At 33.1% G+C, this 19,983-nt stretch carries 19 protein-coding genes and 1 riboswitch; of the genes, 6 read left to right on the top strand and 13 right to left on the bottom strand.

Features of this window, described 5'->3' with window-relative positions:
- Positions 1–41 precede the first annotated feature (41 nt).
- From F5ESL0228_RS00500 to F5ESL0228_RS00475, 7 genes are all read right to left on the bottom strand, one after another.
- Positions 42–1,361, bottom strand: coding sequence for a replication-associated recombination protein A (locus F5ESL0228_RS00500; RefSeq protein WP_122022510.1), 1,320 nt, complete (start codon positions 1,359–1,361; stop codon positions 42–44).
- Between the two features lie 852 nt (positions 1,362–2,213).
- Complete coding sequence (locus tag F5ESL0228_RS08265) at positions 2,214–2,387, bottom strand: hypothetical protein (RefSeq protein ID WP_158592459.1); 174 nt, start codon at positions 2,385–2,387, stop codon at positions 2,214–2,216.
- A gap of 97 nt (positions 2,388–2,484) precedes the next feature.
- Positions 2,485–2,859, bottom strand: a complete 375-nt coding sequence (locus F5ESL0228_RS00495) for a hypothetical protein (protein ID WP_122017621.1) — start codon at positions 2,857–2,859, stop codon at positions 2,485–2,487.
- A gap of 444 nt (positions 2,860–3,303) precedes the next feature.
- Positions 3,304–3,783: a hypothetical protein gene (locus tag F5ESL0228_RS00490; RefSeq protein WP_122022509.1), complete on the bottom strand. Its 480-nt coding sequence runs from the start codon at positions 3,781–3,783 to the stop codon at positions 3,304–3,306.
- Positions 3,784–4,060: 277 nt separating this feature from the next.
- Positions 4,061–5,026 carry an SLAP domain-containing protein gene (locus F5ESL0228_RS00485; protein WP_158592458.1) on the bottom strand — a complete coding sequence of 322 codons (966 nt, stop codon included), beginning with the start codon at positions 5,024–5,026 and terminating at the stop codon, positions 4,061–4,063.
- Positions 5,027–5,216: 190 nt separating this feature from the next.
- Positions 5,217–5,828 carry a hypothetical protein gene (locus F5ESL0228_RS00480; protein ID WP_122022507.1) on the bottom strand — a complete coding sequence of 204 codons (612 nt, stop codon included), beginning with the start codon at positions 5,826–5,828 and terminating at the stop codon, positions 5,217–5,219.
- Positions 5,829–6,110: 282 nt separating this feature from the next.
- A complete protein-coding gene (locus F5ESL0228_RS00475; RefSeq protein ID WP_122022506.1) occupies positions 6,111–6,308 on the bottom strand; it encodes a hypothetical protein in 198 nt (65 codons plus the stop codon).
- A 1,616-nt stretch (positions 6,309–7,924) separates the two neighbouring features.
- Between F5ESL0228_RS00475 and F5ESL0228_RS00470 the strand changes: the two genes are divergently transcribed.
- Entirely contained in the window at positions 7,925–9,415 is a 1,491-nt protein-coding gene (locus F5ESL0228_RS00470; protein ID WP_122022505.1) for an SLAP domain-containing protein, read from the top strand.
- Between the two features lie 58 nt (positions 9,416–9,473).
- Here the strand turns inward: F5ESL0228_RS00470 and F5ESL0228_RS00465 are convergent, their stop codons facing one another.
- The 4 genes from F5ESL0228_RS00465 to F5ESL0228_RS00450 all read right to left on the bottom strand — a co-directional run bounded on the left by F5ESL0228_RS00465 (position 9,474) and on the right by F5ESL0228_RS00450 (position 12,948).
- Positions 9,474–11,222, bottom strand: a complete 1,749-nt coding sequence (locus F5ESL0228_RS00465) for a BspA family leucine-rich repeat surface protein (protein WP_122022504.1) — start codon at positions 11,220–11,222, stop codon at positions 9,474–9,476.
- A 47-nt stretch (positions 11,223–11,269) separates the two neighbouring features.
- A complete protein-coding gene (locus tag F5ESL0228_RS00460; protein WP_122022503.1) occupies positions 11,270–12,187 on the bottom strand; it encodes an HNH endonuclease in 918 nt (305 codons plus the stop codon).
- 119 nt (positions 12,188–12,306) lie between these two features.
- Complete coding sequence (locus F5ESL0228_RS00455; protein WP_090094091.1) at positions 12,307–12,447, bottom strand: hypothetical protein; 141 nt, start codon at positions 12,445–12,447, stop codon at positions 12,307–12,309.
- A 141-nt stretch (positions 12,448–12,588) separates the two neighbouring features.
- Positions 12,589–12,948: an iron-sulfur cluster biosynthesis family protein gene (locus F5ESL0228_RS00450; RefSeq protein WP_122017601.1), complete on the bottom strand. Its 360-nt coding sequence runs from the start codon at positions 12,946–12,948 to the stop codon at positions 12,589–12,591.
- A 188-nt stretch (positions 12,949–13,136) separates the two neighbouring features.
- On the opposite strand from F5ESL0228_RS00450, the gene F5ESL0228_RS00445 reads away from it, so the two are divergent.
- From F5ESL0228_RS00445 to htpX, 3 genes are all read left to right on the top strand, one after another.
- A complete protein-coding gene (locus F5ESL0228_RS00445; RefSeq protein ID WP_122017600.1) occupies positions 13,137–14,237 on the top strand; it encodes an SLC13 family permease in 1,101 nt (366 codons plus the stop codon).
- A gap of 85 nt (positions 14,238–14,322) precedes the next feature.
- The gene (locus F5ESL0228_RS00440; protein ID WP_122017599.1) at positions 14,323–14,895 is read left to right on the top strand and encodes a LemA family protein; all 573 of its coding nucleotides are present in this window, start codon (positions 14,323–14,325) and stop codon (positions 14,893–14,895) included.
- Between the two features lie 17 nt (positions 14,896–14,912).
- Complete coding sequence (htpX, locus tag F5ESL0228_RS00435; RefSeq protein WP_122022502.1) at positions 14,913–15,803, top strand: zinc metalloprotease HtpX; 891 nt, start codon at positions 14,913–14,915, stop codon at positions 15,801–15,803.
- A 135-nt stretch (positions 15,804–15,938) separates the two neighbouring features.
- Here the strand turns inward: htpX and F5ESL0228_RS00430 are convergent, their stop codons facing one another.
- Positions 15,939–16,877, bottom strand: a complete 939-nt coding sequence (locus tag F5ESL0228_RS00430; RefSeq protein WP_122022501.1) for a helix-turn-helix transcriptional regulator — start codon at positions 16,875–16,877, stop codon at positions 15,939–15,941.
- 135 nt (positions 16,878–17,012) lie between these two features.
- A riboswitch (TPP riboswitch) is annotated at positions 17,013–17,102 on the top strand.
- A 22-nt stretch (positions 17,103–17,124) separates the two neighbouring features.
- Between F5ESL0228_RS00430 and F5ESL0228_RS00425 the strand changes: the two genes are divergently transcribed.
- Positions 17,125–18,507, top strand: coding sequence for an ATP-binding cassette domain-containing protein (locus F5ESL0228_RS00425; protein WP_122022524.1), 1,383 nt, complete (start codon positions 17,125–17,127; stop codon positions 18,505–18,507).
- 9 nt (positions 18,508–18,516) lie between these two features.
- Positions 18,517–19,170 (top strand): energy-coupling factor transporter transmembrane protein EcfT, encoded by a 654-nt coding sequence (locus F5ESL0228_RS00420; protein WP_122022500.1) that lies wholly within the window; start codon positions 18,517–18,519, stop codon positions 19,168–19,170.
- 80 nt (positions 19,171–19,250) lie between these two features.
- Here the strand turns inward: F5ESL0228_RS00420 and rlmH are convergent, their stop codons facing one another.
- Complete coding sequence (gene rlmH / locus F5ESL0228_RS00415) at positions 19,251–19,730, bottom strand: 23S rRNA (pseudouridine(1915)-N(3))-methyltransferase RlmH (RefSeq protein WP_122017641.1); 480 nt, start codon at positions 19,728–19,730, stop codon at positions 19,251–19,253.
- Positions 19,731–19,983 lie beyond the last annotated feature (253 nt).

Raw genomic sequence — 19,983 nt, 5'->3', positions numbered from 1 at the left:
AACTCTTTGTGCATAGTTTGCGCCGAATTTTGAAGCTCTTATTAAGAATGCCGCTTATGCCATTCTTTAATTTGTTCAAGTCGCTTCTTGAAGCGCTCCTCATGACCCTGAATTGTAGGTACATAATATTCATGACCTTCTAAACTAGGCGGCATAGTTTTCATTGTAGTTAACTTATCCTTAGTTTGATGAGCATATTGGTAACCTTTGCCATAATTTAAATCCTGCATCAACTTAGTTGGTGCGTTGCGAATCTGCAGGGGCACAGGTTCATCAATTGTCTTTTTAACGTCTTTTTCAGCAGCTAGACGGGCTTTATAGACCGCATTTGATTTCGGTGCTAAAGATAAATAAGTTACAGCCTCAACAAGGTGAACGTCGCATTCTGGCATCCCTAAGAATTGACAAGCTTGAAAAACATTGACTGCTACATTTAACGCGTTTGTATCTGCCAATCCAATATCTTCACTGGCAAACCGCACTAACCTACGGGCAATATAGAGTGGATCTTCACCACCTTCAAGCATCCGCGATAGCCAATAAATGGCCGCATTAACATCACTATTACGCATCGATTTATGTAGAGCAGAAATAATGTTATAGTGTTCTTCACCATTTTTATCATACAAAACCGATTTCTGTGTGATTAACTGTGCCAAGCTGTCCATAGTCACGTTGATCGTATTACCATTTTTATTGCCATTTAAAACAGCCATTTCCAATGTATTAAGTGCCGTTCGCGCATCACCATTGGCAAACTTAGCAATTGAACTGATTTCCTGCTCACCGATTTCTACTTTCAACTTGCCAAAACCATTTGGATTATTGATAGCTCTCTTAAGTAAATTAACAATGTCTTTGACTTCAAGCGGTTTCAAGACAAAAACCTTGCATCGTGAAAGCAACGCTGAATTGACCTCAAAAGAAGGATTTTCAGTAGTTGCACCAATTAAAGTAATGCTACCGCGTTCAACATAAGGCAAAAAGGCATCTTGCTGGGCTTTGTTGAAACGATGAATCTCATCGATAAAGACCAATGTTTTTTGACCAAGTTGACCTTCTTCTTCAGCCTCTTTCATAATTTTACGGATTTTACTAATACTGCTATCAACGGCGCTGAAACTATAGAAACTGGACTGACTTTGTCGCGCAATAATTTCCGCCAAGGTCGTTTTACCCACTCCGGGTGGTCCCCAAAAAATCATTGAACAAAGTTGATCACTGTCAATAATTTCCCGTAGAATTTTCCCCGAGCCAAGTAGTTGTTCTTGGCCTACAAACTCGCCCAAGTTTTTTGGTCGTACACGGTTGGCTAACGGTTCATTTGCTGCATTATTTGCAAATAATGATTGTTGTTTCATGCTAATATCTTCTTTTTTTAATTTATTCCACCTTGCTCTTATTATACAAGTACTTATCACGTTTACTAAATAAATATTACTGGTCAATTTTTAACTTAAGCAGCTCAAGTTTACCAATAATTATTGCAACTTAAGAAATAACCTTTGCGCTGGCAGTCCTTTCAACAAAATTATTTTTACTAGTACATATAAAGTGACTAATTGATCTTTGTATCAATAAAGCTTGCAAATTATTCAGCAAAATAAACAATTGCTAGCTGAAAATTCCTAATTAAACACAAAATCAAGACTAACCAGAGCAAGCAAAGCAAATCTAGCAAAAAAATAAATACCCAGTAAGAGCACGAATCACTCAACAAAAACGGGAATGTTACCAGTAAACAACCAAGAGATTGCCCTTTTGCATGATACACTTGATCTTATTCAAAAGTTACTGGATCAATCGCAACAATTAATAGTCGAAAAAAGTCAATAAGCTTTAAAAAATTCCAGCCAGTCCAGCAAAAAAGAAAAAGACCACCAAAAATCATGGTGATCAAAATTATTTTGATTACTCGATTATTTAAACTTTCAAATGCTACATAGTAATAAAACTTATGTATTATATTAGATAAACAAAGTAATCATATCTGTTACCAAATTAGCCCATGTTTGAGACATACCAACACTACGACATGCTGAATAAATAATATGCTCTGTAGTTCCTGCATAATGATCAATTATTTCTAGAAAACCAGCAAGACCTCCACCAAAATATTTTTCAATCTTATTTTTACTATAGCTTTTGCTACTTCAGTGGCACCAATTCGTGTATCTACTTTAGGGGCTTGTTCAGCAAGATATACAATATCCTTATCCGAAAGCTCTTTTTAAATCTTCATCAGTAAAATGGTTTTCTTGCTTTAAAACCACTTTTGCATCTGCTAGATCTTGTAGTGTAAACACTACATTTTCTGATAGATCATATTCGGTATCTTGCTGAGAAACTTGTTCAATGTCATCACTATCATTAGTCTTAATTAGCAAGAATAGCTAAAATTTGACCGAGAATTAATAGACTTCCACCTAATGTTGTATATTTTAAAAAATTATTTTTCTTCATAATGTATGCTTCTAAAATTAATTATTTTCTTTTACTTTTTAATAACTCTAAAACAATTATTATTACTTGTTGAATAAGCCAAAGTAATAACGAATAAATAGATATAACACCCAGTAAAATATTTTTCCCATCTAAGTAATAGAAAACCATAAAGACGAAGAACATCGTTAAATAAATACGTTCCGAATAAATTACAACTTTGTGATCAACTAAGTAATCTATTTCAGAAGAAGTTGATTTTTGATTTTTACTTGTGGAACATAATGCTACTGCTAATGTTAATAGTCCTATTATTATTTCCCTTGGACTACGCCAAGGAGAAAAATCTTTTATCGCAATTATTATTAATATAATACCTATTAAAAAAGGAAAAATTTTGCTAGGTTTTATCTTCATAATCTACTCCTATAGAATTTAACGATAAGAATTGGTAATCGATCCAATAGATCATGCCATTTTTGATTCCTTAATCTTTGTTTTCTTGTATAAATTTTTTAATTGTTTGCTATATTCTTCCATTCCAATCAAATTAAAAAAATCAATTATAATCTGACAATCTTCCTGTCCCTTTTTACAACTTTGTCCTGTTGGCTATTTGCGTGCTGTCTTGATAACGGAAAAAGACCTCCGAGCTAATCTTTTAGCTTGAAGGTCTTTCTTAACTTCAACTCTTGCATTTTTAAGTATTCTTGTTATACCTAAGTATTCGTTGAAGCTAATCTCTGACCGTACCAAAGTTCTGGATTAGCTTTTTTCATACCCCGATTTCTTACTTGTATAAGAAATGGGGTATTTTTATTTGCATTTAATAAAACAATCATAGCATAAAATGCGTAGCAACTATTTATTTTTTTCACTAGTTGCCAAGTTTAGTTTTTGCTGTTGATCCAATAATTTATGTAATTCAGCTATTTGATCATTATATTCTTGCGTCAATTCGGTAATTTGCTTTTCTTTTTCTTGTCGTATCTGTTCTTTTTCAGCAGTAAGTTTTTGTAACTGTTGCTCCCTATCGTCTAATTTATTAGTCAGTTGATCCACTTGTTTTTCAAACTTAACGACTTGACTGTTTAGGCTAGACAAAATAGTGTCAATCATTTTACTGTCTAGCTGCTTGACATTACTTGTATTATGTTTGACACCTACTGACGTGTAATATTGCTTGATATTTTTGACTGCATTATCATCAAAAATATACTGTCCCATAGCATTTTTACGGGGCTTTTTATCATTGTCTAGCTTTGCTATTATTTGGTATAGTAGCCTTGCTCTGCTTAATCCAAGTTCATTAACTAGCTCTTTAGCTGTCATATTACTCATTGTTATACTGTCTCCCATTTACATATAATGTCTAATATTTACTATCTAATTAGTATCATCTTAACATCTAATATAATAGAAGAAGTTTTTATTATAAAACTACATAAGCATTATCCCCTGAAACATAAACTTGCTGATCATTAATCTAGATCTTTTAAAATAAAAAATTTATTTTACTGACCAACTACGTCATATAATTGATTAACTATTAATTCAAATTCTTTAGCTTTATTAGCATTACTAGTTGGTTCAAGTAATGAATAAGTACTAGGATTAATTATTGCAACTGCTTGCCATACATATACTTAGTATCAGAAGCCTTAATAAATTTATCTACTGAATCATTGCTAGATTGCAATTGATAAAATAATTCAGATTTACTCTCATTTGGAAGCTTAATGTAAGTCTTTTTAATCACACTTTCAACGGTTCCTTTAAGTAATGTTTGTGGCTCTTTAGATGACATAACAGAAACATTTTTATTACCAAGTATAATTTCATTTGAATTAGTTTTGGGAACATATTGTTCACCACTACTAGTGTAAATATTAGTATTCTTTGTTACATAGACATGCATATAATTACTATATGGAAGTAAAGCTTGTCTACAATTAATATTAACAGCAGTACTCCACAGATACTGGTCTTTTTGGTCTTTAACACCATACAATTCTGTAGTTCCACCATTATTGTCAGGGTCACTATTATCAAGATCATGATAATTAGACTGTCGATCCAAAGTTACTTTTTGACCAACTTTCAGATAATTTTTAGTTTGCTTACCATTGTTATCAAGAATTACTTCTTGACCTGGTTTTCTAGAATATTTTAATGTCTTAATTGTTCCTGTAGTTTGATTTGTATATAAACTATCACCATCAATTTTATCAACATTTGCCGCTTTAACATAACCGCCATGACCAATACTATAATATTCTTGTCCTTTGATTGTCTTATATGGCAAATAGAACCAATTCCAGTCATCATCATGGAATGAATATCTTACTGTATCTGGATCAGCTATTGTTTGTGGTTTATCAACATAGCTGACCGTTGCACCTTTTTTAAGTAACCCATTACTTCTCTGGTAAGAATATAATTTTTGACCTTTTTTATTATAAATACGAGTATTGTGGTTTAACGTTAATGTACCATCTGCTGTAATTTTATTTTGCGTTTGGTCAGTTGTTTGTGCTGCATGAGCTTTGTTAAGACTAGCGGTAATTACTGGAACAGTTGCCAAAGCAACTGCCGCTAAACTAATTATTAATTTTTGGCTTTTTTCATTTTTTATACCTCATAATAAAAAAATAATATATTTACTAAATTATAGTTTATACTTCAAAGTAATAAGTTTCTACTATGCTACCAAACAAAAGAGTGAGTAAAAATATCTACTCACTCTTCTTTTATTTCGCTAATAAGTCACCCAGCTACTTACCAATTAGAAGTACCGGTGTTTCTGATAAATCACTATGCTTTAAATAACCTTTTAATTGTTTAATTGAAGTATCAGCTATTTGCTTATTCTTACCAGTTAATTCGCTAGCTAACGTTTGCGCTTGCTCTAATAAAGCCGAAGTAGGTTCATTATTATCTTTAGCAGCCATTACTTTTAGTTCAGCATTAATTAGTGATTGTAAATCCTTATTAAATAGATTTTTGTTATAAATACCAGTCACGTAATTTGTATAACCTTTATATTTACCATCCTTAGAAATCAAATCAACGGAAATGCCGTTTTTGATGGTTGTCAGCTTTCTAACCTTAAATAGTGTATGATTCTTAACAAGCTTCTTTAATAACTTTCGACTGTATGATTTACCACCCTTGGCTGCTGTATTCTTATATAATGCACCCTTAACAGCATAAGGTAATACAAAAACATACCCAGCTTTAGCTAACCTCTTAGTCCAAGCTTTATTAGTTACACGCTTAGGTTTTTCTATTTGCGCAGCTTGGACTGTAGTATTACCTGTGGTAGCGAACAGTTGTCCCGTCAATACTATCGTTAAAACAACCAAGACTTTAAATATTTTTTTCATATGCTCTTCTCACTAGTACCATTTATGTAATTGCCAAAAATTATGTAATATTTCTTAAATAATTATAACATATTTTAAAAATATTGTATATAAATTTTAAAATATACCAGTAGTAACTTAACATAATGTGCATTATCGGAAGTAGGTAAAAAAGCCCGCAGGATTAGGTTTAATTTAAGCTTTAAACATAAGCTTGTGAAATTTAATTTGTATAGCATATAAAAAGCCCGAATTAGTGGGCTTTTTGTTTCGGTAATTTTTGTTATTTCACAATTAGACCAATCAAAAAAAGCGCAAAATTTTCTTGCGCTTTTCCCTCGCAATTTTACTTAAAATTTTAAGTATTTCTTCAAGTAAATCTTTCAACTTATCAAGTAAGTTTGCCAATTTATCTAAAGCGATTCCCAATTCCCGCAAAGCGGGTGTTAAATCAGTAAGTAATATGCAAGTAAGAGATAATAAAACCACGTATTTTAGCATCACGCCCACCTCCTTTCATGGAAGTTAATCAGACTTCCTGAGATTGCGCACTAAAAAACGTGCATTAACATTTTACCATGTTATAATTATGCATGAGAGATAATAAACTACGATTTTAGTAGTAAAACGTGCATGCGACCTAATCAATCGCAAGGTACAGGGGCAGTCGCAATAGACTGCTTTTTTTGTTTCTTTTTGAAAAAGAAAATCGTGTCCTCAAGGACACGACCAGACGAAAAAACAAGCATTAGTCTTCACGACTTTTGCTTGTTTTTTTCGTCATGAAATTTTGTGCATTACGCAGTTTTGCCAAAATTGAATTAAGCAGAAATTGCGCCAGCTTTTTCTGCTTCGCCCCCTGCGTAAGGGCGTGTGATGTAGTGATATAAACTTAACGCATGTCACACATCCAAAAATTGGCAAGCCGCCAAAAAGATTTTGAACAAAATAACCCCAATTTGCAGGTTTACAATACGGTGCTGCACATGGACGGGCTGGGTTCGCGCATTCAAAAGGCGCACAGCAGGGAGTAACCGTTAAGCCGATCCGTCTAACTGAACTAACGCGTAAATATGACATTGACCGTGAACCAGGCTTAGCCAATCAATTAAAAAACGTCCACGAACACCAGCAGGCTATGCGTGCCGTTGACCAAGTTTAAACCTTAGCTCTGCAACAAAAAAATAAAAGTGTTGCATTAGCAGTTGAATTAACTGATCAAAAAATCGTTATCCAAGAATTAGACCACCAAATCAAGCACATGCCCAAAAACTTATTCAGCAAAAACAGCAATTAGCGTAAGAGAAGCAAACCCTTCATATGCAAGCCAATACTCAAAAATACTTGGTCTAAAGTTGTAGAGCACATTGGGCAACATTTCCACCAACAATAACCTAACTTAAGTCACTTTGAACACCACTAAGTTCACACTAATTTTCAAACACTTAAACATTACGCTTCGATGCTTTCAAAAGCTGAATATATCAATTATATCTAAATATAACCAGGATATGAATTTGAATCGTTAAACCCCACCCTTATTAGCATTCTAAGCTACGTCCAACTTAATTCCTCGGTTATTTCTTGACTTGCTCCTCCAAGGCCACATCTATTCCTGTAATACTAAGCTTAATCACTACTGCCAAGTCTCTCCAGTGGCACAACACTACCCCCATAAAGGAAAATAACATAACCACTTTTACGATTGTTGGTTATCAAATCTGATCAAAAAGATCAGTATACATTTTAAAGTTTTTATCGGTAGTAAAAATAAAGAGTAAATAATTTTTTTATAATAAAACGATTAGACACATTAGAACAAGCATATCATGAACACCCCCCTAACAAGGACCAAAAAATTGCCCGTTTGCATGATACACTTGATCATACTCAAAAGTTACTGAATCAATCACAGCAATTACATAATGGCCAAAATAAAAGTTGATGAGCTTAAAAAATTTCTGATACTTCTAACAAAAAAGATCACCAGAAAACCTAGTGGTCAAAGTTATTCCTACAGATGATATAATATCTTCAAACTTGTTTATTTATGCACTAAATATACTATAATACAATTAAATACATCAATTTAATTATCAGTTGAAAAGAGGTCACTAATGAAAATTACGAAAAAATTTAGTATTGGATTTTCTGTCGTTGCTCTGATTGCAAGTCACTTTTTAGTAAATATTAATCAACCACAAGCCATACAAGCAGCAAAACAAGTATCTAAAGGGAAAATCACTTTTATCAAAAATGATTATCTTTATGACAAATTTGGCCATAAAATTAAAGTTAAAAGGAATACATCACTTTATCCCTTTACGACCGATCATCAAGGTTACAAAATAATTTATACCTATGAAGATTCAGACTTTAGTTACTATGCAATAAACAAAATTAACGGTCAAAAATACTATAATCTTGGCGGCGGTAATTACGTAAATGCCGCAGTTGTTAAGGACGTCAACCAAAAAGATACTAAAAAAGGTAAGCTTGTATTGGCAAACAAGTCATTAATTTATACTGCCAAGGGTAAACCTACCGGACAGAGTCTTGCGCAAAATGCAATTGTTACTTATTATGGCAAAGTCAGACCAACCACAACGATGCCTAAATATTTCTTTTATGATGAAGATCTTAATAAGCAAAAACAAATATTTTATTTACCGACTAAAACGATTAATAATAAGCAATATTATGCTTTAGGACAAAATCGTTATCTTCGTGCAGATAATATTGCTAGTATCGACGGTCACATTGCTCGGTATAACGGGGTTAGCTCGGCGACTCTCCTTGCGACAGCCAAAACAAGTACACTTTCTCAACATCAAACCAATCATCTCCTTAAAAAAGGACAAAAAATCAAAATTGATCTTGCTGTTATTCCTCGCTATTTAGATGGCTTTGAGGGGTATATCTATCGGCTACACGATTATCCCGACGAATACATTGATGAAGCAGATATTACTTTTAGAAATGACTTACCAATTGTAGACTATACAGCATTAGCTTTTAATCCCGTTAACCCAGTAACAGGAAATTCAATTGAGCTTTTTGATTTTACTGGTAATCCTAGTGGTATACGCATTCAAACTACAAAAAATAACTCAATTTTAATAGATGGTCTCTTTTATCTCTGGCTACCTAGTGAACACAAAGCTACATTATTTTACCATTTCCTTAACTATGACAATCCCAAATTAGTTAATGACCAAACACAACAACCACTGAAACAGAATGATTTACCAAATAATGTAGCAGCGACTAACTATAGTAACTATTTTATCAAAGCCAGTGACGTTAAATTTAATAACCAAAATAAACTACAAATTCAAAACACGGAACAGCAAGCTCAAAATGATCAAGTTATTGCAACCAACGCTGATAAAAGTGAGCTACAAAAATTATTTATGAGTTTTGAAAATACTAATAAGGTAATTACCCAATATAGTGATTTAAAAGCTAATTATCGTAATGCTTTAACTAATGCTTCCCAAGTTTTACGTTCAAACAAGGCAACAATTGCCCAAGTTAATGAAGCAACTTGGCTGTTAGAAACTACCAGCAAGCAATTAATTTCATTGGATTTCCCATTAGGTGATTAGGATTACTTAAATAACAAAAATAGGTTAACTTCTAATAAGTTAACCTATTTTTCTTTAATTATTTAATTCCTAGGTGTTTAGGAAAACTTGGTTTTTTACCGTTATACATCACATAGATTGCCACTGGACTTTTTTTAGCCGAATGATTATACAACCTAAAGAGTTGCTCTGCTGTATATTTTTTCCCCTGAGGATGATTAAGCTTTCCGTTACCTACCGCTTGAATATGCTTAAAACTTTGCCCCACGCCTGAACTCTTACGCAAACGATAATGACCCAATTTAACTGCAAAGCCATTTGGATTCCCTGCATGATCTAAAATGCTACTATTATGGATGTTAAAGTGACTCAAATCAATACCAGCTAACTTATAGTCATACTGAAACATTAGTGTAGAGTCTTTTAATTTGGGGGTATAAAAACCACTGAGATCAACGTAAACTAACTGTGGACAATACCTAAACATGCTGCTCATTGTGGTTACCTTTTGGGTATTCCATCCTCTTAAATTTACACTTTCAAGCTTAGAATCATATTCAAATAAATCATCCATGATTTTGACTTGATTTGTCTTAAAGTTGTGCAAATCTAAGTCAACCAGATTTGTATCTTTTCTAAACATTGCCTGCATATTAGTTAATCTACTAGTATCAAAATTGCGTAGATCTAAGCTAGTTAAAGCTGCATCAGCTTCAAACATATAATGCATATCTGTTACTTTAGACGTATCTAAGCCGCTGAGATTTAAGTGATTCAAAGCGGTATCATTTGTAAACATATAGGACATATCAGTAACATTAGATGTAACTAAATGGTTTAAGTCAAGACTAGTTAAGTTTGTATTATATGAAAACATCCCTGACATGTTAGTAACGTGACTAGTATCAAAATGGCTTAAATCAAGACTATTTACGCGAGAACGTGCAAACATTTCGCGCATATTAGTCACATGACTAGTATCAAGATTGTTTAAAACAATCTGTGCATATTTAGTATCAGCAAATAATTCCGACATATCAGTTACTTTACTAGTATTAAAGTGACTTAAAGTGAATTTTTCACCTAAAGCTCCGGTGCCTTGAAACATACTTCTCATACTTGTTAAATTGTTAGTATCAAAATGGCTTAAATCAAGATTAGTAATTTTACTATAGGCAAACATATCGCTCATATTTGTTACATTTCTGGTATCTAAATGACTTAGATCAAGATCAGTAATTCCACTATAGGCAAACATATTGCTCATATTTGTTACATTTCTGGTATTTAAATGACTTAAATCAAGATTATTCAGTCTTCTAGTTTGAAGAAACATACCAGACATATCTGTAACATTTTTGGTATCAAAATGACTCAAGTCAAGACTAGTTAAATTTAGATCATTACCGAAAAGATTTGCCATATTGTTTGTCGCATTTGTATCCACTTTATTTAATCCGCTAATGGCCTTTAGACTAGTTAAATTAGCAAATTTGTTTTTCATATTAGCAGGTAACTTTATCTGACCGTCAAAATTAAGATACTCGATTTCATCTGCCCACGACAACTCTTTTGTAAGAGGAATAGATGATAATTGACCATTTTTAATAGTTAATGTTTTGGTAACTACATCATAATTCCAGTTGCAGTCACCATCTTTTCCAGTCCAAATTCCCAATTCTAAACTCGGATTACTTGCTACTGTTTCTAATTTTTTGGCTGATACTTGAACAGTTGCAACAGATTCCACGATACTACCTAATAAAGCAAAAATTATTCCTAAATTAACTAGTTTTGAAAAATGACCTCTTATCTTTTTAATTTTCATTATTATACCTTCTTTCTTATGTTTTAATTATAAGCTTATTTGAACACTTAAATGATATCCTCTTTAGAATTCTCCTGTAATAACTTCCAGCCAGTATTAAAGTGTTGCTCACGCAAATTTCGTAATTCATCATAATCACTACTTAAACTATCAATAGCATCCTGCAATTTTTTATTTTGCTTACGCATTTGAGTTAATTCCGGATCATCAACAACACCTTTAAGATGCATTGTTGCCGCTATGCTGCGCCGCTTTTGCTCAAATTCACTCCTAAGGGTTGCTAGAGCATTTTCATATTTAACCAGTTTTTGATTAAGTTGCGAGATTTGATCATTCAATTTGATAAAGAGCTTATAGGGCATGTTAGATTTAATCCGATTGCATTCCTGACAAGACAAGATTAAATTGTCAAAATCATTATTATGTGATAAAGATACCGGATCCTTATGGTCCACGCTACGCCCTCGCCGGCCACAATACTGACAGCGGTAATGGTATTTAGCCCGTATACGTTCACGATCAATAAAGTCAACTTCATTTAATTTGAAATCAACTTTTAATCCTAATTTATTTAAATTTTCAGCAAAAGTAAGATTTAATTGTGGAATAAATTCAGTTTTTCCTACCTCACTATCGATGACAGCTTGATTAAATTCTTGCCGGCCAAGTTGTTGCTGTGCCAGTTCATTACCATCATAATCTTGAATAAAAGACTCGTAGCGCTTACGTTCATCTTTTGAATGAACTAAAAATTTCAGTTCTTGATCCTCATTATTTTGGCCCACAAATGTATATAGCAAAGCTTGCGCAAAAATCGCAATTGTCGCATTACCAAAATCTTCGGCTTTTCCTCCACGTTGAAGGCATTGATCACAGATACTAGTTAATTTTGGGTTCATTAGTCCTTGGTGTTTAAAATGATTGGAATTAAGTCGAAGACCGCATGCGCTACATTGAAATTTCACTTTAAGATATCTCCTTTAAGGCAAATATTGTCATTAATCTTAGCTTCATTTTAACCAACTTGTGTCCATAAAAAAAGGTGGATTACAGATGTAATCCACCTTTTTTTAATTAGCGCAAACTATTTATTTTCGTCTGCTTTAGCCTTGTTCAAGAAAGCAACAACTGCTGCTACATGAGCAACGCGCTTTTTACCATTCTTCTTGTTTTTAGGTCTTTGGTTTGGTTCACAACCAGTATTATAGTTTTCACCTTTACGCATAGTACTATACTTCCTTTCAGATTTTCGAAAATCTTTTATAGTTTACCACGGAAAGTATAATCAAGCAAGGCTAGGCCGATTCCGCTTCTACTCTAAATTTGAAGCAGCAAAAAAGCAGATATTTAGTCTGCCATAATATTTTTACTTATATTCATTAATTGTAACAGCGCCATCAATTACACCACTATCATCAGAAAGGCTGATTGTAGCGTTCTTTTCATCAATGACCAATCCACCATCTAAAAACTGCATTTCAGCTGGGCTAGTATATAAATCTAATCCAGCATTATTATCAATCTTTATTGTAAAGTCAGGGTCTGGTTGGTCAACCATGACTAACTGAAAGTTAGCACCAATCGTACAGGTACCACCAACATCAGAATATTTATTAGAACCATCGTTTAATGCTAATAAAACAACTTGTCCAGTCTTTACTTGTGACCTGATTTTATCAGCAGCACTGGATTTGATGTTTATTTTAATCGATTTAGAGTTTTCCATCTTCATTTCCTCCTAATCTTTACCATTTCCATGAGTATATGCTATATTACACAATCAAGTCAAAGTTTATGTTTACAGTATCACATTTTTTGTTACCATAGAATTTTGTTATTGCTAACAAACAAAAAAAAGCTCAAAATGTATATAGCGATACATAGATGAATATAACTTGTGAAAGGGGACATTTTATGTCCAGCTTAAAAAAGATTTTTAGTGACAGAATCTTGCAAATTACTATTGTGGTAACAATTATTAGTCTGTTTTTTGCTAGACCGCGAATTGAGGATATCAATTTGCATACGATATTTTCAATCACAACAATGCTAATCATCATCCAAATTTACGCCTACTTACATGTACTTGATGTTCTGGCATATAAACTTACCAGCGTCGCTGATAATATGCAAAAGTTAAATATTCTGTTTACATTACTTGCAATTATTTCTGGGATGTTTCTGGGAAATGATATAACGGCACTTACATTGATTCCGCTATACTTAAACATTGCTAAACGTTGCAAACTGCCACAAATTTTGCCGGTCACCTTAATTGGGATGGGAGCAAATATTGGGGCAGCATTTACACCTTGGGGTAATCCACATAACATTTTTTTGGTTAGCAAATATTCGGTTGGCGCGTTTGAATTTTTTTCATGGTCATTACCTTATTTACTGGCATCAGTATTAATTTCCTTGATTATTTTTTATTTTATTCCACGTAAACAAATTCCAAGACAAGATATTAAGCCAATCAATATTAGTGTACGTCCTACTATTATAACTACAATCGTTTTTGCCTTATTCTTTTTGGGTGTTTTCAAGATTATCAACATTGTAATTCCTATGATCATTGCTATTATTTTAGCCCTTGTAATCAATCCACGAATCTTACTGAAAATTGACTATGCCCTACTTTTAACCTTTACCTGCTTCTTTATTTTTATTAGTGATATTCAACAGATCCCAATCATTGTCACCCTTATCCATACGATGATTAATTCGGAACAATCGACATATTTTACCTCAATTCTTTCTAGTCAAATTATCAGCAACGTTCCAGCAACTATTTTAGTAGGAAAATTCACACCATACGCTAAAGCTCTCTTTTTAGGTTCTAACATTGGTGGTTTCGGTTCACCAATCGGATCAATGGCTAATATGCTTGTCTTAAAAACTTTTACCCAAAACGCTACCGTTTCCAGAAGTGAATTTTTCAAAAAATGGCTAATTATGCAACTAATTAGTTTAATTATTTTAACAATAGTCGGTTGGTTATTATTACTTATTTAAAAACTATTTATCAGTAATCACTTTTGTATTCAAATAACATATAATCAGTTATAATTGATTAAATACTTATTAAGGAGGAAAAGTAATGTTTAGTTTATCATTCAGCTTATTTTGGATAATTGTCGTTATCCTTGTTTTATTAATTGCCATTTATATTACTATTTATAATAGTTTGCAAAAATCCAAGGTCTACATCGATGAATCGTGGAGCCAAATTGACGTACAGTTAAAACGACGTAATGACTTAATTCCCAATTTAGTGGAAACAACTAAAGGCTACGCCAAACATGAAAAAGAAACCCTTGAGAACGTCGTTCAACTGCGAAATCAACTAAATAATGTTCCTACTAATGATCATACTCAAACATTAAAAGTTTCTAATCAAATTTCTGATGCTTTAAAGACTATCTTTGCTTTGTCAGAAAATTATCCTGACTTAAAGGCTAACCAGAACTTCCTAAAATTACAGGAGGAATTGACCAATACCGAAAATAAAATTGCTTATTCGCGGCAGCTCTATAATTCATCGGCAGCTCTTTATGATCAAAAAATTCTAACTTTTCCGTCGAATCTAGTTGCTCATATTCATGGCTTTAAGAAAGTTGATTATTTACAAACAAGTGAAGCGGAAAAAGAAGTACCAAAAGTTAAGTTTTAAGCGGCAGGATAATTCTTATGTTATTTCAACAAATTGCCCGCAATAAGCGCAAAACAGTTTGGATAATGACTTTATTTATTATCATTCTTGCATTAGTTGGTGCTGGATTAGGATACATTTTTGGCAACCGACCAATTTTAGGGTTAATTATTGCTTTGTTTTTTAGTGTAATTTACATGTTAATTGTTCTACCTAATCCAGCAAATATGGTGATGAGTCTAAACCATGCTCAAGAAATAAGTGAACAAGATCACCCTGAATTGTGGCATGTTGTTCAAGATATGGCCATGGTCGGTAAAGTCCCAATGCCACGCGTTTTCATTATTAATGATCAAAGCCCAAATGCTTTTGCCACGGGACGTGACCCTAATCATTCTGCTGTTGCAGTAACACAAGGTTTACTTGATTTAATGAACCGTGAAGAACTTGAAGGTGTGCTAGGGCACGAAATTTCACATATCCGTAATTACGATATTATGGTTTCAACAATTGCGGCTGTCTTAGTAGGTGTAATTTCCTTCTTATCAGGAATTGCCAGTCGTTACATCTGGTGGATTGATGACGATGACCGTGATACCAATTCGAGTAATGGGTTAGAGGTAGTTTTTAAAGTTGTTGCAATTCTTTTTGTCCTTATCTTAGGGCCACTTTGTGCCAGTTTGGCACAAATGGCTTTATCACGTAACCGTGAATACTTAGCTGATGCATCTTCAGTTGAGTTAACACGTAACCCCCAAGGCTTAATTTCTGCATTAGAGAAAATTGAAGGTTCTGACCCAATGAAAAAAGCAGATCCTAGTAGTGCTGGAATGTATATCGAAAATCCGTTAAACAAAAAGGGAGTTTCTCATTTATTTGACACACATCCTCCAACAGAAGAACGTATTAAGCGGTTAGAAAAAATGTAATTTTATTAATTAAACAACTAAATGAGGTGTCTTGAGTTATATACTCGAAACACCTCATTTTTAGTTAGTCAGTATATTTAAAATTTCAAAATTGCTAGCAAGTAATTTTCTTGATAGCTTATTAGTTCCCAGTAATCATTTTAAATTAATATTAGCCTGCCGGAACAATTCTGTCCGCATTTGCACTGGAGTTTCATGGTAATACTCATTAAACTTCTTATAAAAAAAGGACTTCCCACTATAACCAACACGGGCAATAATCTCTTTAATCGAAATATCCGGTCGAGCAAGCAAATTACGAGCTTCTTGCATTCTTCTTTCATCAACGTGTTCAACAAAACTTTTACCAGTTTTTTGTTTTACTAAACTAGAAAAATAATTAGTGTTAAAACCGAAATATTGAGCAGCTTGGGCAAGCGTTACCTTTGCATAATTATCATCAATATATTGCTCTAGCGTAGTAGGCGCAAATTCTTGAATAGTATCAGGAATTACTATTAAATCACGGTTTCTAATAGTCGTTATGAAAAGTATGCTTAATTGTGCAATAATCATGCTTTGGGTAAACATATTTTGATTTAGATATTCATCAATAATTTCTTTAAGTAATTGTGCTGGTTTCGAGATTGGTGAACTTTTTATATAAAGTAATTGTCTTGTTTTTAAAGCATCGTGGACATTATTGATTACATTTCGTTCGCTTGGATCAAGTACACCTGCGTTAATCAAAAAGGTTTTAAAATTTAAATTAGAATTAAATTCAAGTTTTAGTAACACATTTCCTTTTAGTTGTGTTTGCACATCGTACTCACACTTACGTCGCAAAATCATGATATTTCCTGGCCCTAACTTTAACTCACGGCCATTATTTCTAATCTTGGTTTTACCAGTAATTTCGTAAAGAATAGTAGTATTGGTAGTCTGATACCTGTGTATACCTGCATTACGGTTTTCAAGATAAGCTGTAAAGATATCAAAACTGCTATTTCCTACCTTTAATTGTACTTCATTTGAATCAACATCCACAGCATCCAGAACACTTGCTAAATATTGTTCTAGTTTAAACGCTACCATAAATTCACCTTCTTTAAATAGTGACTGCTTTATAATTTTATTATATATTAATGAATTTTATCCTACTGGTCAATAACTATCCCATTATAAAAAATTTCTTCTACTAGACAGTAAACCTGCTTTTAGATATAATGAAATCAATTATCGGGGTGCCAAGAGGCTGAGAATATACCCGCTGAACCTGCTATGGTTAATACCAGCGAAGGGAAAATTAATGATTTCATGTCGTCAGACCCTTTTGGTTATGATGGCTTTTTTTATATTGAGGATAAAATTGATTACAAGTAAAAATTTGACTTTTTCATATGATAAACAAAATACTATTTTAGAACAAACTAATTTATCCATCCCAACAGGTGAATTTTCGCTATTAATTGGACCCTCAGGATGTGGCAAATCAACCTTTTTAAAAATACTAGCACAACTCTATCCTAAATATGCCGGTACAATTAGTGGTTCGATTAACTTGGATAACCTTCAAACTGCGATGATGTTTCAAAAAGCTAGTGAACAATTTACAATGGCAACTCCTCGAGAGGAAATTGTTTTTGCTTTAGAAAACTTACAAATTAGTCGTGAGAAATACCCAACAAGATTACAACAAGCTGTCAATTTTGCCGGGATTAGCCATTTACTTGATCAAAAAATTAATACTATGTCAGGAGGCGAACAGCAGCGTGTTGCCCTGGCAGTACTTGTAGCAATGGATGTTGATGTTTTTTTATTGGATGAGCCTTTCGCTAGTTGCGATCCCACCACTCGTAAATTCTTAATTACCAAATTGGCTCATCTGCGTGATTTAGGCAAAACAATCTTTCTTAGCGATCACATTCTTAGTGATTATGTCGGAATTTGCGACAACTTGTTTCAGTTTCGTGATAAAACGATTGTCAAACTAAAAGAAAAAGAAAAAAAGCTGCTACTGCACACTAATGATCAACATCCTACCTATTCTTTCTCCATTCCAGTGCATGAAAGTAGTTGCTTTACTTTCGCCAATACTGAAATCAAACAAAATCGATTATTATTATCCCAACACGAATTACAAATTATTGCTGGCAAAACAACATTAATTACTGGGGCAAACGGCGCAGGAAAAACCTCACTATTTGAAGCATTAACCCAAATGCTACCTTATGAAGGCAACTTAACTTTTAACAAACAAGAAATTTGTCAACTTTCGCCCCGCAAATATTTACGGCAAGTTGGGCAAGTTTTCCAAGAAGCAACCGATCAATTTATTAATGTTACTGTACTAGATGAACTAAATCTGAGCAAGAAGCAACGCTCTGACAATTTTTTCACTGATCAAAAAATTCAGCAAGCTTTAGTAAACTTGAATTTAGATCAACTTCTAGATCAGGTAGTTTATTCTCTTTCGGGTGGACAACAAAAGAAATTACAAATACTACTAATGTTAATCTCTAACCAGAAGGTACTACTCTTAGATGAGCCACTCAGTGGGCTTGATCAAGACTCGGCACTTCAAGTCATGAAATTATTAAGACAAAGTCAAATAGACAGGAAACAAACACTACTTATTATCAGTCATGAATTAACTAACCTTGCTAGTTGGTGTGACTATCATCTTGTTTTAGCTAATCATCAATTAACTTATGTCACTAAATGAGGTATACCATTGAACCCTAGTTTTAAATTTCTCTTAGCATTAATTATTTCTTTAGAAATATCTTTTGAGTCCAGTTTGGCAACCAACTTCCTAATTATCAGCATCAGTATTATTTACTTACTAATTAAGCATGTTAAATTGAAAAACTTACTTATAACGTTGTTTGCCCCACTACTAGCGACAGTTACTATCTTTGCCACCCTATATTGGTTTGCGCCACAACCAAATTTAACCAATGCTCTCAGCTTATCTAGTCGTATTTACGTCTACACTTTAACAATTTATTGCGTAGCAGTTGATACCAGTGCCGAACAAATGGCTCGCTCTTTCGAACAAAATTTTCATTTACCAAGCAAATTCGCTTATGGGGTTTTAGCAGCCCTCAACATTGTGCCACAAATTAAACAAGCAATTAGGCAAATTCGCACGGCTGCAATGATGCGGGGTATTTACCTTGGTTTCTGGTCACCTACTCTATATTTCAAAGCAATTCTTGTAGCCCTAAATTCTGCTGAAAACTTGGCTCAAGGAATGGAGTCTCATGGCTATCATGAGAATGCAACACGTTCAGTAATTATAAAAATACCGATTAAGGTAAGTGATTGGACTATAAGTATTATAATTTTGCTAATAGTTAACTTAAGCCTATTTATATTGCATTAGCTTAATAAAAAATGATCGTTTTGATATGACCCCCAAATTTGTCCTAATTTTGGGGGTCATATCATTTTACTGATCCTTTTTTATTTATGATAAGGACTACCACTAATAATCATGAACGCACGGTAAATTTGTTCAATTAATACCACTCGCATTAATTGATGAGGTAATGTCAATTTACCAAAACTTAGTAATTCATCCCCACGTTCATTTACAGCTTGACTTGTTCCGAGACTTCCTCCAACAACAAAAGTAATATTTGAATGACCATAGATTGCTAAATTGTTAATTTCTTGAGCAAATTCTTCACTAGAACTTTGCTTACCTTTGATTGCCGTAACAAAAACATATTCTTTATCTCTAATTTTTTGTAGAATTCGTTGACCTTCAATTTCTTTAACCTTATCTTGCTCTGCTACACTTAACTTCTCAGGAGCTTGCTCATCAGGAACCTGAATTACTTCAATTTGGGCAAAGCGACTGAGTCGCTTCTGATATTCTGCAATTGCATCCTTAAAATACTTTTCTTTTAGCTTACCAACACAAATAATTTTTATCTTTATCGCCATTTTATCCCTCAATTCCCAATCTTTCCACTATGTTTTTCCACACCTGTGAAAAACACAAATCAACATTTTGTGGTTGTAATATAAAACACTATCTTAACTTGTGGTTCTTGATTTTTTTGATCTTTTACAACTTTTTTTACTCACAAATTTATTGTTGTTATTCAATTTTACAAACTTTAAATCCCTTAAAGCTAATATATAAGCCTTAATAAGTATTTTAACAAATTTTACTGTTTTATTATTTACA

This window comes from Lactobacillus sp. ESL0228, assembly GCF_003692825.1.
In the GTDB taxonomy this organism is placed as follows: domain Bacteria; phylum Bacillota; class Bacilli; order Lactobacillales; family Lactobacillaceae; genus Lactobacillus.
This window is presented reverse-complemented; position numbering and strand designations above follow the sequence as displayed.

Excerpts from the sequence above, each read along its gene's own strand:
- F5ESL0228_RS00450 (WP_122017601.1), bottom strand. The coding sequence starts at position 12,948 with ATGGAAAACTCTAAATCGATTAAAATAAACATCAAATCCAGTGCTGCT.
- F5ESL0228_RS00480 (WP_122022507.1), bottom strand. The coding sequence starts at position 5,828 with ATGAAAAAAATATTTAAAGTCTTGGTTGTTTTAACGATAGTATTGACG.
- F5ESL0228_RS00440 (WP_122017599.1), top strand. The coding sequence starts at position 14,323 with ATGTTTAGTTTATCATTCAGCTTATTTTGGATAATTGTCGTTATCCTT.
- htpX (WP_122022502.1), top strand. The coding sequence starts at position 14,913 with ATGTTATTTCAACAAATTGCCCGCAATAAGCGCAAAACAGTTTGGATA.
- F5ESL0228_RS00455 (WP_090094091.1), bottom strand. The coding sequence starts at position 12,447 with ATGCGTAAAGGTGAAAACTATAATACTGGTTGTGAACCAAACCAAAGA.
- F5ESL0228_RS00465 (WP_122022504.1), bottom strand. The coding sequence starts at position 11,222 with ATGAAAATTAAAAAGATAAGAGGTCATTTTTCAAAACTAGTTAATTTA.
- F5ESL0228_RS00470 (WP_122022505.1), top strand. The coding sequence starts at position 7,925 with ATGAAAATTACGAAAAAATTTAGTATTGGATTTTCTGTCGTTGCTCTG.
- F5ESL0228_RS00445 (WP_122017600.1), top strand. The coding sequence starts at position 13,137 with ATGTCCAGCTTAAAAAAGATTTTTAGTGACAGAATCTTGCAAATTACT.
- F5ESL0228_RS00490 (WP_122022509.1), bottom strand. The coding sequence starts at position 3,783 with ATGAGTAATATGACAGCTAAAGAGCTAGTTAATGAACTTGGATTAAGC.
- F5ESL0228_RS00475 (WP_122022506.1), bottom strand. The coding sequence starts at position 6,308 with ATGCTAAAATACGTGGTTTTATTATCTCTTACTTGCATATTACTTACT.
- F5ESL0228_RS00425 (WP_122022524.1), top strand. The coding sequence starts at position 17,125 with ATGGCTTTTTTTATATTGAGGATAAAATTGATTACAAGTAAAAATTTG.
- F5ESL0228_RS00500 (WP_122022510.1), bottom strand. The coding sequence starts at position 1,361 with ATGAAACAACAATCATTATTTGCAAATAATGCAGCAAATGAACCGTTA.
- F5ESL0228_RS00495 (WP_122017621.1), bottom strand. The coding sequence starts at position 2,859 with ATGAAGATAAAACCTAGCAAAATTTTTCCTTTTTTAATAGGTATTATA.
- F5ESL0228_RS00430 (WP_122022501.1), bottom strand. The coding sequence starts at position 16,877 with ATGGTAGCGTTTAAACTAGAACAATATTTAGCAAGTGTTCTGGATGCT.